General features: G+C 63.3%; 10 protein-coding genes. All 10 read left to right on the top strand.

The window, feature by feature from the left end:
- Nucleotides 1-54 precede the first annotated feature (54 nt).
- The 10 genes from Q7C20_RS10665 to Q7C20_RS10620 all read left to right on the top strand — a co-directional run bounded on the left by Q7C20_RS10665 (nt 55) and on the right by Q7C20_RS10620 (nt 12,028).
- Complete coding sequence (locus tag Q7C20_RS10665; protein WP_348055280.1) at nt 55-1,692, top strand: ABC transporter substrate-binding protein; 1,638 nt, start codon at nt 55-57, stop codon at nt 1,690-1,692.
- 13 nt (nt 1,693-1,705) lie between these two features.
- Complete coding sequence (locus tag Q7C20_RS10660) at nt 1,706-2,662, top strand: ABC transporter permease (RefSeq protein WP_348055278.1); 957 nt, start codon at nt 1,706-1,708, stop codon at nt 2,660-2,662.
- Entirely contained in the window at nt 2,659-3,534 is an 876-nt protein-coding gene (locus tag Q7C20_RS10655; RefSeq protein WP_348055276.1) for an ABC transporter permease, read from the top strand. The genes Q7C20_RS10660 and Q7C20_RS10655 overlap by 4 nt, the downstream gene beginning before the upstream one ends.
- Before the next feature lies 1 nt (nt 3,535).
- Nucleotides 3,536-5,377 (top strand): ABC transporter ATP-binding protein, encoded by a 1,842-nt coding sequence (locus Q7C20_RS10650; protein WP_375067201.1) that lies wholly within the window; start codon nt 3,536-3,538, stop codon nt 5,375-5,377.
- Nucleotides 5,374-5,682, top strand: a complete 309-nt coding sequence (locus Q7C20_RS10645; protein WP_348055272.1) for a (2Fe-2S)-binding protein — start codon at nt 5,374-5,376, stop codon at nt 5,680-5,682. The genes Q7C20_RS10650 and Q7C20_RS10645 overlap by 4 nt, the downstream gene beginning before the upstream one ends.
- Nucleotides 5,664-7,040 carry an FAD-dependent oxidoreductase gene (locus Q7C20_RS10640; RefSeq protein ID WP_375067198.1) on the top strand — a complete coding sequence of 459 codons (1,377 nt, stop codon included), beginning with the start codon at nt 5,664-5,666 and terminating at the stop codon, nt 7,038-7,040. The genes Q7C20_RS10645 and Q7C20_RS10640 overlap by 19 nt, the downstream gene beginning before the upstream one ends.
- Nucleotides 7,037-8,191, top strand: coding sequence for an FAD-binding oxidoreductase (locus Q7C20_RS10635; RefSeq protein WP_348055268.1), 1,155 nt, complete (start codon nt 7,037-7,039; stop codon nt 8,189-8,191). The genes Q7C20_RS10640 and Q7C20_RS10635 overlap by 4 nt, the downstream gene beginning before the upstream one ends.
- Nucleotides 8,188-9,345, top strand: coding sequence for an acetylornithine deacetylase (argE, locus tag Q7C20_RS10630; protein ID WP_375067196.1), 1,158 nt, complete (start codon nt 8,188-8,190; stop codon nt 9,343-9,345). Before Q7C20_RS10635 ends, argE begins: the two co-directional genes overlap by 4 nt.
- 117 nt (nt 9,346-9,462) lie before the next feature.
- Nucleotides 9,463-10,923 (top strand): NAD-dependent succinate-semialdehyde dehydrogenase, encoded by a 1,461-nt coding sequence (locus Q7C20_RS10625; protein ID WP_375067194.1) that lies wholly within the window; start codon nt 9,463-9,465, stop codon nt 10,921-10,923.
- 19 nt (nt 10,924-10,942) lie between these two features.
- A complete protein-coding gene (locus Q7C20_RS10620; protein WP_375067192.1) occupies nt 10,943-12,028 on the top strand; it encodes a tartrate dehydrogenase in 1,086 nt (361 codons plus the stop codon).
- Nucleotides 12,029-12,232: the final 204 nt, after the last annotated feature.

Here is a 12,232-nt window from a genome sequence, read left to right as displayed (position 1 = left end):
CTCCGGACATCCGTGAGCACTCGATTCTTCCGATTATCGACAGGTAGCCTTGATATGACTGATAACAAAAACACACCCGAGCTCATTTCCGGCCAGGAAAGCCTGCGGGTCTTCGAAAGTCTCAACCGTGGCATGTCACGCCGCAATGCCCTGCAAATGCTCGGCGTTGCCGGTGTGGCCGCCGCCGGTGCCGGCAGCCTGTTCGGCAGCGCGGGCAAATTGTTCGCTGACGAAGCGGCCGCTGAAGGCAAAGGCAAGCCAGGCGGCAAGATCCGTGTCGCCGGCATGTCCAGCTCCACCGCCGATACGCTGGACCCGGCCAAGGGCGCGCTGTCGACCGACTATGCGCGCCATTACATGTTCTACAACGGCCTGACGCGTTTTGATAAGCACCTGGTGCCGCAGCTGGAGCTGGCCGAGCGTATCGACAACGTCGACGCCACCCTCTGGACCATCACGTTGCGCAAAGGCGTGACCTTCCACAATGGCAAGGCCCTGAGCGCCGCCGACGTGGTGTTCTCACTCAACCGGCACAAAGACCCGCTCACCGGCTCGAAAGTCATGCCGTTGATGGAGCAAATCGTCGAGGTCAAGGCCAGCGGGCCGAACGAAGTGCAGATTCGCCTCAGCGCGCCCAACGCCGAACTGCCGTCGATCCTGGCGGTGTCGCACCTGCTGATCGTCCCCGAGGGCACCACCGACTTCAACAAAGGCATCGGCACCGGGCCGTTTACCGTAGGGGAATTCAAGCCGGGCGTGCGCTCGATTGCCGTGCGCAACAAGAACTACTGGAAACCGGGCCTGCCGTACCTCGACGAAATCGAATTCATCGCGATTGCCGACGAACCGTCGCGGGTCAATGCACTGCTCTCGGGCGACGTGCACATGATCAACGAGGTCAACCCGCGCTCTACCGATCGTATTGGCAAGAGTGCCAAGCACCGGGTCGTCGACGCGCCGTCGGGCAACTACACTGACTTGATTATTCGCCAGGACCAGTTGCCAGGCAAAAGCCCGGAATTCACCCAGGCCATGAAGCTGCTGCTGGACCGCGAACAGGTCAAGTCCGCCGTGTTTCGCGGGTTCGCCGTGGTCGGCAATGATCACCCGATTGCGCCGGGTTCCCGCTACTTCAACACCGACTTGCCGCAGACGGTCTATGACCCGGAAAAAGCCAAATTCCTGTTGAAAAAAGCCGGTATGGAAAGCATCACCATGCCGCTCATGGCGTCGCCTGCGGCGACCGGTTCCGTGGACATTGCGGTGCTGTTGCAGCAATCGGCGAAAGAGGCCGGGCTCAAGCTTGACGTCAACCGCCTGCCCGCAGACGGCTATTGGTCCAACCACTGGATGAAGCACCCGCTGAGCTTCGGCAACATCAACCCGCGGCCGAACGCCGACGTGATGTTCTCGCAGTTCTTCCAGTCCAAGGCGCCGTGGAACGAGTCCGGCTGGCAGAACGATCAGTTCGACCAACTGCTGATGCTCGCCCGTGGCGAAACCGATGACGCCAAGCGCGCCAAAATGTACGCCGACATGCAGACCCTGGTGCACGACCACTGCGGTATCGGCGTGCCGGTGTTCATCAGCAACATTGACGGCGTCGACCAGCGCGTCAAAGGCTACGACACCAACCCGTTGGGCGGTTTCATGGGCTACATGTTCGCCGAGCAGGTGTGGCTGGACGCTTGAGGAGGGCAGCGCGATGAATAGCAATACACTGTGGTTGATCGGCCGGCGCTTCGGCGCCGGGGTCGTGACTTTGTTGATAGTGTCCATGGTCGTGTTTGCGATCACGGCCGTGCTGCCGGGGGACGCGGCGCAACAATCCCTCGGCCAGTTCGCGACCCCGGAACAGGTGGCGGCATTGCGCCTGAAGCTGGGGTTGGACCAACCCGGTGTGTTGCGGTATTTGCACTGGCTGATGAGCCTGCTCACTGGCGACTTGGGCGTGTCGGTGTCCAACGCCATGCCGGTGGGTGAATTGATGGCGGGCAGGGTGCCCAACACCCTGATGCTGGCCGGCGCTACAGCGCTGGTGTCGGTGCCGGTGGCGTTGATACTCGGTATCGGTTCGGCCATGGGCCGGGGCGGGCGCATCGACAGTTGCCTGAGCTTTATCACCCTGGCGATGGTCGCGGTGCCGGAGTTTCTGGTGGCAACCCTGGCGGTGCTGATTTTTGCGGTCAACCTCGGCTGGCTGTCAGCACTGTCTTACGCCAGTGACATCACCTCACCGCTGCAATTTCTGCGCACCTACGCGTTGCCGGTGATGACGCTGTGCTGCGTGATCGTCGCGCAAATGGCGCGCATGACCCGCGCCGCCGTGATCGACCAACTCGACAGCCCCTATGTGGAAATGGCACGGCTCAAAGGTGTCAGCCCGATACGCATCGTGCTGCGCCATGCCTTGCCCAACGCCATCGGGCCGATTGCCAACGCCATCGCCCTGAGCCTGTCGTACCTGTTGGGCGGGGTGGTGATTGTCGAAACCATCTTCAACTACCCCGGCATCGCCAGCTTGATGGTCGATGCCGTGACCAACCGCGACATGGCGCTGGTGCAAGCGTGCACCATGTTGTTCTGCGCGGCCTACCTGGGGTTGGTGCTGCTCGCCGACCTGTGCGCAATCCTGTCCAACCCGAGGCTGAGAAACCAATGAACAACCTCATTGCGAAATCCAAGCCTCTGTCGTCCGCCCTGGCACTCGCCAAAGTCTCCAGCGGCCCGTCATGGCTGGGCCTGCTCGGCGCCGTGGTGTGCGTGGTGTGGTTGCTGGTGGCGCTGTTCGGCCCCTGGCTGGCGCCGCACCCGGTGGGTGAAGTGGTGTCCGATAACATCTTCGAAGGCTTCAGCCTTACGCACCCTTTCGGCACCGATTACCTGGGCCGCGACATGCTCAGCCGCGTGTTGGTGGGCGCACGGTTTACGGTTGGGCTGGCGCTGGTCGCGGCGTTGTTGGCCAGTACCTTCGGCACCGGCTGTGCGCTGTTGTCGGTGGTATCGCCCAAATGGCTGGACGAAATCATCAGCCGCATCATGGACGCCTTTATTTCGATCCCGAGCAAAATGCTCGCATTGATCATGGTCTCCGCCTTTGGTTCGTCCGTCACCTTGCTGATCTGCACCGCCGTCATCAGTTACATCCCGGGCTCGTTCCGCGTGGCCCGCAGCATGGCGGTGAACATTGAGGCACTGGAATACGTACAGGTGGCGCGCACTCGCGGCGAAGGCCGTTTGTACGTGGCGTGTATGGAAATCCTGCCGAATATGCTCAACCCGGTCTTGACTGACCTGGGCCTGCGCTTCGGCTACATCGTGTTGTTGCTCAGTGGCATGAGTTTTCTCGGCCTCGGCGTGCAACCGCCCGATGCCGACCTCGGCTCGCTGGTGCGGGAAAATATCGGCGGCCTCAACCAGGGCGCGCTGGCCATCATCATTCCGGCGCTGGCCATTGGCACGCTGACCATCGGCGTGAATCTGTTGATCGACTACCTGTCTTCACGACGTAGTCGACGCACGGGAGGCCATTGAAATGAGCGAATTGATTCGCGTCGAAAACCTGCGCGTCGTTGCTGGCGATGAGCGCGGCGAAGTGGAAATCGTCAAAGGCGTGAGCTTTTCCCTGGAAAAGGGTGAAGTGCTGGCGTTGATCGGCGAGTCCGGCTCGGGCAAGACCACCATCGCCCTGGCGCTGCTGGGCTACGCACGGCGTGGCTGTCGATTGGCCGGCGGGGTGGTGCAGGTCGGCGAACACGACATGCTCGCCTTGAGCGAAAAGCAACTGCAGGGCCTGCGCGGTAATCGCGTGTCCTACATCGCCCAAAGCGCCGCCGCTGCCTTTAACCCGGCCAAAAAGCTCCTTGACCAAGTGGTGGAGGGCGCGTTGATTCATGGCCTGGGCACGCGGGCCGAGCTGGAAGCCAAGGCCATCGGCTTGTTCCGTGACCTGGCCTTGCCCAACCCCGAGCGCATTGGCCGACGCTACCCGCACCAAGTCTCCGGCGGGCAACTGCAACGGGTGATGGCGGCGATGGCGCTGATCAGCGATCCCTTGCTGGTGGTGCTGGATGAACCGACCACGGCGCTAGACGTGACCACCCAAATCGATGTGCTGCGTGCATTCAAACGCGTGGTGCGTGAACGTGGCGCAACGGCTGTTTATGTGTCCCACGACTTGGCCGTGGTCGCGCAAATGGCCGACCAGATTGTGGTGCTCAACGGCGGGCAGATCCTCGAACAGAGCGCCACCGCGCCGCTGCTGAAGAACCCCGCCCACGACTACACCCGCAGCCTGCTGGCCGCCGCGCGACCGGACACCAACATTCGCCCGCCCTGCGGAATTGCCGAAGACGTGCCGCTGCTGACCATCAGCGGCCTCACCGCCGGCTACGGCAACAAGAACATGCACGGCATGCCCGCCATTCGGGTGCTGGAAGACATCGACCTGACCGTGCGGCGTGGCCAGGCCATCGGCGTGATCGGTGAGTCGGGCTCCGGCAAATCCACCCTGGCGCGTGTGGTGGCCGGGTTGCTGACCCCAGCCCTCGGCGGGCTGACGTTTGACGGCCAGCCGCTGGGCGGCAGCCTGCCCGAGCGCACCCCGGAACAATTCCGGCGCATCCAGATGGTGTTTCAGAACGCCGACACCGCCCTTAACCCCATGCACAGCGTGGCGACTATTCTCAGCCGCCCGCTGAAAATGTACTTCGGCCTTAAAGGCGCGGCGCTACAGGCGCGCATTGGCGAACTGCTCGACCTGGTGCGCCTGCCGCGCAACTTGGCTGAACGCCGCCCTAATGAACTTTCCGGCGGGCAAAAACAGCGCGTCAACCTGGCCCGCGCACTGGCGGCCAAGCCCGATTTGATCCTGTGCGATGAAGTCACCTCGGCCCTCGACACGGTGGTCGGCGCGGCGATCCTCGAACTGCTGCGCGACCTGCGCCAGCAACTGGGCGTGTCCTACCTGTTTATCAGCCACGACATCTCCACCGTGCGCGCGCTGTGCGATGACATTGTGGTGATGTACAGCGGCCACAAGGTGCAGGCCGGCAGCCGCCAGTCGTTTGCCGAGCCGCCGTTCCATCCGTATACCGACCTGCTGATCCACTCAGTACCTGAATTGCGCCAGGGCTGGCTGGAAAGCTGCGGCACCACCTGCGCCACACTGCCGACGCTCGGCGAGCGGGCCAACGTGCTGGAGTTGTGTACCTTTCTCGATCGCTGCCCGGTGCGCGTCGACGGCCTGTGCAATCGCACCGCGCCAAGCCGCCGCACCCTCGACAACGGCAGTGAAATCCTCTGCCACCACGACAGCGCCCGCTTGCTGAAAACCCAGCAGGGCGTCACGACCATGACTTTGGGAGCCTATGCATGAAGGGGCGTTTTGTGAGGCTGGCCGAACAGGGCCGGCCGACGGTCAGCCTGACCGTGGATGGCGCACCCATCCAGGCGTTGCAGGGCGATACCCTGATGGTCGCCGTGCTGACCCACGGCAATGCGCTGCGCCAATCGGAGTTCGACAGCGGGCGCCGCGCCGGTTTTTGCCTGATGGGCGCGTGCCAGGATTGCTGGGTATGGACCCGCAGCGGCGAACGCCTGCGCGCCTGTTCCAATGAGGTCCGCGAGGGCCTGGACATTGTTACCACACAACCGGAGGCGACATGGCCACTGCACGGGTAGTCATTGTGGGCGCCGGGCCGGCGGGGGTTCGCTGCGCCGAAACCTTGCTGGCGGCCGGTATCAAACCGATCCTTATCGATGAAAACCGCCGCGACGGCGGGCAGATCTACCGTCGCCAGCCTGACGGCTTTACCCGCGATTACACCACCTTGTACGGCACTGAAGCCGCCAAGGCCCAGCACCTGCACCAGAGTTTCGACCGCCTGCGCGGCGCCATCGACTACCGCCCCGACACCCTGGTGTGGAACCTCACGCCGGGCCAGTTGTGCTGCGCGAGCCAGGGCCGCCACAGCACAGTGGATTACGACGCGCTGATCCTCTGCACCGGCGCCACCGACCGCTTGATGCCCATCGAGGGCTGGCAACTGGCAGGTACCTACAGCCTGGGCGGGGCGCAAATTGCCTTGAAAAATCAGGCCGTGTCGATCGGCCATCGCGTGGTGTTCATGGGCAGCGGGCCATTGCTGTATCTGGTCGCCAGCCAATACGTCAAAGCCGGTGCCGACGTGGCGGCGGTGCTTGATACATCGCCGTTGAGCCTGCGCATCAAGGCCTTGCCCAAGCTGCTGGCGCGGCCCGGTTTGCTGTTCACCGGGATCAAACTGCTGGCGCAACTGTACCGGGCCAGGGTCGCGGTGCACCTGGGGATCAAGCCGCTGCACATCATGGGCGACGCAGCCAATGGCGTGATGGGCGTGCGGTTCAGCACGGGCAGCGGGCGGGCCAGGACGGTGCAGGCCGATGCGGTGGCGCTGGGTTACCACTTGCGCCCGGAAACCCAACTGGGCGACCTGGCCGGGTGCGCCATGGCGTTTGATCACGCCTCCAGCCAATGGTGGCTGGCCACCGATGAGGCCGGGCGCACCTCGGTGAAGGGCGTGTATGCGGCCGGCGACGGTTCGAAAATTCGCGGTGCGGATGCTGCCGAACACGCCGGGCGCCTGGTGGCGTTGGCCCTGCTTGAAGATTTGAAGCAGCCGGTGGACAGCGTGTTGCGTGATCAACAACAGCAAGCGCTGGCAGTGATGGATCAATTTCGCCTGGGCCTGGCCGAGGCGTTCCCCTGGCCCAGCGAGCAAGCCAAGGCATTGCCGGACAGCGCCATCGTGTGCCGCTGCGAGATGATCAGCGCCGGTGAATTGCGCCGCACCGTCAACGAGAAGGGCGCCTGCGAAGTCAACCGCGCCAAGGCGTTCAGCCGGGTGGGCATGGGCCGCTGTCAGGGGCGGTATTGCTCCCAGGCGGGTGCCGAAGTGATTGCCGCCGCCGCAGGCGTGCACGTGCAAGAGGTCGGTCGCCAGCGCGGCCAGGCACCGGTTAAACCCTTGTCGATGCTGACCGAGGAGGTTTCGCCATGAGCGTACAGAAAGCTGATGTAGTGATCGTCGGTGGCGGCCTGATGGGCTCGGCCGCCGCGTTTTTCCTGCGGCGTCGCGGACAGTCGGTGATCCTGCTTGAGCGTGACCAGATTGGCCAATACGCCAGCGGTGTGAACTTTGGCAACGTGCGCCGGCAAGGGCGTTTTCTGGGGCAACTGGCCCTGGCCAACCGCTCGTGGGCGCTGTGGAAACGCCTGCCGGAGTTGATCGACGATGACCTCGAATTCATCGCCAGCGGGCACATGCGCGTGTGTTATCGCGAGGACGAAATCGCTGAACTCGAGGCCTACGCCGCTGCGCCCGAAGCGGCGCAACTGGATTTGAAAATCTATCGCGGCGACGAGCTGCGCCAACGTTTCGGCTTCCTTGGCCCGGACGTCAAGGGCGGCTCCTACGCGCCCCACGATGGCCACGCCAACCCGCGCCTGGCGGCACCCGCGTTTGCGCGCGCGGCGAGGCGCCTTGGCGCGCGCATCGAAGAGCGCACAGAGGTGGCCGGGGTACACAAAGCCGGCGGGGATTTTCATGTCACCACCACCGACGGCCGCGAATTTCAGGCCGCGCAGTTACTGATCACCGCCGGTGCCTGGGGCCAGAAACTCTCGGCACAGTTCGGCGAGCCAGTGCCGCTGGACACCCACGGCCCGCAGATGGCGGTGACTGAGCCGGTGCCCTACGCCTTGCCGACCGTGATCGGCGTGTACACCAAGATCCCGGAGGAGGTGATTTACTTCCGCCAGATTCCCCGGGGCAATATCGTGATTGGCGGGGGTTATCGCAGCAAACCCGACATGCACACCCGCCGCGCTCAGGTCGAGCCGCGCAGCATCCTCAACCAGATCAACCAGATGCGCCGCCTGCTGCCGGGCGTCGGCAACCTCAGCATCATCCGCGTGTGGAGCGGCATCGAAGGCTACCTGCCGGACTCGTTGCCGATCATGGGCGCCAGTGGCACTGTCGACGGGCTGTTTTATGCCTTCGGTTTTTGCGGCCACGGCTTCCAGCTCGGCCCCGGCGTTGGCGATGTGATGGCTGAACTGCTCAGCACCGGCAGCACCAGCACGCCCATCGATGCCTTTTCCATCACCCGGTTTGCCCCTAGCGCTGCACAACGGAGCCAGGCCTCATGAAACCCCGCGTCCTCGAGATTCTAAAACGGCTGATGGCCTTCGAAACCGTGTCATCGGAGCCCAACATGGCCCTGATCGACTACGTGCGCGACCTGCTGCTGAGCAAGGGCATCGAGTCGCTGATCGTCAAAGACCCCAGCGGCAAGAAAGCCAACCTGTTCGCCAGCACCGGTCCGCGCGATCAGCCGGGTATTTTGTTGTCCGGGCACACCGACGTGGTGCCGGCGGCGGGCCAGGCGTGGACCTTTCCAGCCTTTGCCGCCACCGTGCAGGACGGGCGTATCTACGGGCGCGGTAGTTGCGACATGAAGGGCTTTATTGCCCTGGCCATCGACGCCATGCTCGACGCCGCCGATCACACGCTCAACCGCCCGCTGCAACTGGCGCTGTCCCATGATGAGGAAATCGGCTGCGTCGGCGTGCGGCGTTTGCTCGACGTGCTGCACCTGGCGCCGGTGCGCCCGTTTTTGTGCATGGTCGGCGAACCGACAAACATGCAGTTCGTGTTGGGCCACAAAGGCAAGGGCTCGTACCGCACCTATTGCCGAGGCCTGGAAGCGCATTCCTCGCTGGCGCCGCGTTCGGTCAACGCGATCCATGTCGCGTGCGACTTTATTAGCGCCCTGCGCGAGAGCCAGCAACAGTTGCAACGCCACGGCGCCCAGGACAATGACTACGACGTGCCCTACAGCACCGTGCATGTCGGCCAGATTGTCGGCGGCAAGGCGCTGAACATCGTGCCCAACCTGTGCACCCTGGATTTCGAGGTGCGTAACCTGCCGGCGGACGACCTGGATCAGTTCCTTGAGCAGATGCGCGAGCGGGCCGAGATCATCGTGCGCGAGGCGCAGAAGTTGTCCAGCGTGGCCGCCATCGACATCGAGACGGTTAACGTCTACCCCGGCCTCGACACGCACCCAAGTGTCGAAGCGGTGCGTTTCCTCAAACAATTTGCCGCGCCGGACACGGGCACCTCAAAGGTTTCGTTCGGCACCGAAGGCGGCCTGTTCAAGCAGCGCCTGGATGTGCCGGTGGTGGTGTGCGGGCCAGGTTCCATCGAGCAGGCGCACAAGCCGGACGAGTTTGTCGACATCAGCCAGATGGACGCCGGCGAGCGATTTTTGCAGGGCTTGCTGGGCTCATTGAAGGCGTAGCAGAGCCTGCCGTCCTGGGCTGAATTTCAGCACGGCACGCTGCTTCAACCGCGCTTTCGGCATCCTCGTTCGCAGCACCTCCCTAGACTTGGGTATGTCTCGGATCAGGACTCGACCATGCTCAAGAATCGCTTGCAAGACCCCAGCCTGCTGGCTGAACTCGCCTATGTGGATGGCCAGTGGATCGCCGCCGACAGCGGCGCTACCCTGGATGTACGTGATCCCGCCACCGGCCAGTTGCTCGCTCAAGTGCCGTCGATGGATGCGCTGGACACCCGCGCCGCCATCGAGGCCGCCGAACGTGCCTGGCCCGCCTGGCGCGCACGCCCTGCGGCGGAGCGTGCCGCGCTGCTGGAGCGCTGGTACCAGGCAATGATCGACAACCTCGACGACCTGGCGCTGATCATGACCTGTGAACAGGGCAAACCGCTGAGCGAGGCCAAAGGCGAAATTCGCTACGGTGCCGGTTTCGTCAAATGGTTCGCCGAGGAAGCACGCCGTGTCTACGGCGAAACCATGCCGGCGCCAAGCGGCGACCGTCGCCTGCTGACCCTCAAACAACCGGTGGGTGTGTGCGCTGCCATCACCCCGTGGAATTTCCCCAACGCGATGATCACCCGCAAGTGCGCACCCGCGCTGGCCGCCGGTTGCCCGATCATCGTCAAACCGTCCGACCTGACGCCGCTGTCGGCCCTGGCGCTGGCGGTACTGGCCGAGCGCGTTGGCATCCCGGCGGGTGTGTTCAATGTGCTTACCGGGCTGCCTGCCGGCATCGGCGCAGAGCTGACCGGCAACCCGGCGGTGCGCAAAATCTCCTTCACCGGCTCCACCGCCGTCGGCCGCCTGCTGATGCGCCAAAGCGCCGAGCACATCAAGCGCCTGAGCCTGGAGCTGGGCGGCAACGCACCGTTTATCGTGTTTGACGACGCCGACCTGGAACAGGCGGTGGCCGGCGTGATGCTCAGCAAGTTTCGCAACGCCGGGCAAACCTGCGTGTGCGCCAACCGGATTTTAGTGCAGGCGGGTATTTATGAACGTTTCGCCGCGCGCCTGGTGGAAGAGGTGGGCAAGCTCAATGTCGGTAACGGCCTGGAGGCAGGCGTGACCATTGGCCCGCTGATCAACCCTGCTGCTGTCAGCAAGGTCGCGCGCCATATCGACGACGCCCTGAGCCAGGGCGCTCGCCTGTTGTGCGGCGCGCTGCCTGCGGGCGACAGCCAGTTCGTGCAACCCACCGTGTTGGGTGAAGCCCATGCCGGCATGTTGCTCGCCAACGAAGAAACCTTCGGCCCGGTGGCGCCGCTGATGCGATTTACCGATGAAGCCGAGGCGCTGGCCCTGGCCAACGCCACCCCGTACGGCCTGGGCGCCTACTATTTCACCCAGGACCTCAAGCGCTCGTGGCGCTTTGGCGAAGCGTTGGAGTTCGGCATGGTCGGGCTCAATACCGGGATCATCTCGATGGAAGTCGCGCCCTTTGGCGGCATCAAACAGTCGGGCCTCGGTCGCGAAGGCAGCAAGTACGGCCTGGACGAATACCTTGAAGTCAAAGCCTTCCACATCGGCGGGTTGAACTGAATCTCGCGAGGCACGATCGATGAGCAAAGCATTCAGAATCGCCGCGATTGCCGGTGATGGCATTGGCAAGGAAGTATTGCCCGAAGGGCTGCGGGTGCTGGAACAGGCTGCGAAAACCTGGGACCTGAACCTGAGCATTGAAATACTCGACTGGGCCCACTGCGACTATTACCTGGAACACGGGCAGATGATGCCCGATGACTGGTTTGAACAGCTCAAGGGCTTCGACGCCATTTACTTCGGCGCCGTGGGCTGGCCGGAAAAAGTGCCGGACCATATTTCCTTGTGGGGTTCGCTGCTCAAGTTTCGCCGCGACTTTGACCAGTACGTGAATATCCGTCCGGTGCGCTTGTTTCCTGGCGTGCCATGCCCGCTGGCCGGGCGCAAGCCTGGGGACATCGACTTTGTGGTGATCCGCGAAAACACCGAGGGCGAATATTCGTCGGTCGGCGGCAAGATGTTCGAAGGCACCGACCATGAGTTTGTGCTGCAAGAGTCGGTGTTCACCCGACGCGGCGTCGACCGCATTCTGAAATTCGCCTTCGAGCTGGCTCAAACCCGGCCGCGTAAGCGTTTGACGGCGGCGACCAAGTCCAACGGGATTTCAATCAGCATGCCGTACTGGGACGAGCGCACGGCGTTGATGGCGGCGAACTATCCGGATGTGGTGTGGGACAAGCAGCACATCGACATTTTGTGCGCGCGGTTTGTGTTGCAGCCGGATCGGTTTGATGTGGTGGTGGCGTCGAATTTGTTCGGGGACATTCTTTCTGACCTTGGCCCGGCGTGTGCGGGGACGATTGGGATAGCGCCTTCGGCGAACCTGGACCCTGAGCGGCGGTTCCCCTCGTTGTTTGAGCCGGTGCATGGTTCGGCGCCGGATATTGCAGGGCGCAATATTGCGAATCCGATTGCGATGATTTGGTCGGGGGCGTTGATGCTGGATTTTCTGGGGCAGGGGGATGGGCGGTACCGGGCGGCGCATGACGGGATTTTGCGGGCGATAGAGGAGGTGATTGCGTCGGGGCCGATTACGCCGGATTTGGGGGGGCAGGGGTCGACTCAGGAGGTTGGGTTGGCGGTGGTTCGGCGGTTGATGGGTTGAGTGAGGGCGTGAATATCCGTTATTTGGGTGATGGCTGAAATGGGTTCCGCTCTTACAGCGGGTCACTTTTGGAAGGACCCAAAAGTAACCAAAAGGTCCCCGCCCCACCACTCGGCACCTCGCTAATGCTCGGTGTGCCCTCACTCCGGCTTGAATCCGTGGGCCGCCGTGATGGGCCATCCTTGGCCCAGCACGGCTAACCCG

The organism is Pseudomonas sp. AMR01 (assembly GCF_041946035.1).
In the GTDB taxonomy this organism is placed as follows: domain Bacteria; phylum Pseudomonadota; class Gammaproteobacteria; order Pseudomonadales; family Pseudomonadaceae; genus Aquipseudomonas; species Aquipseudomonas antarctica_B.
This window is presented reverse-complemented; position numbering and strand designations above follow the sequence as displayed.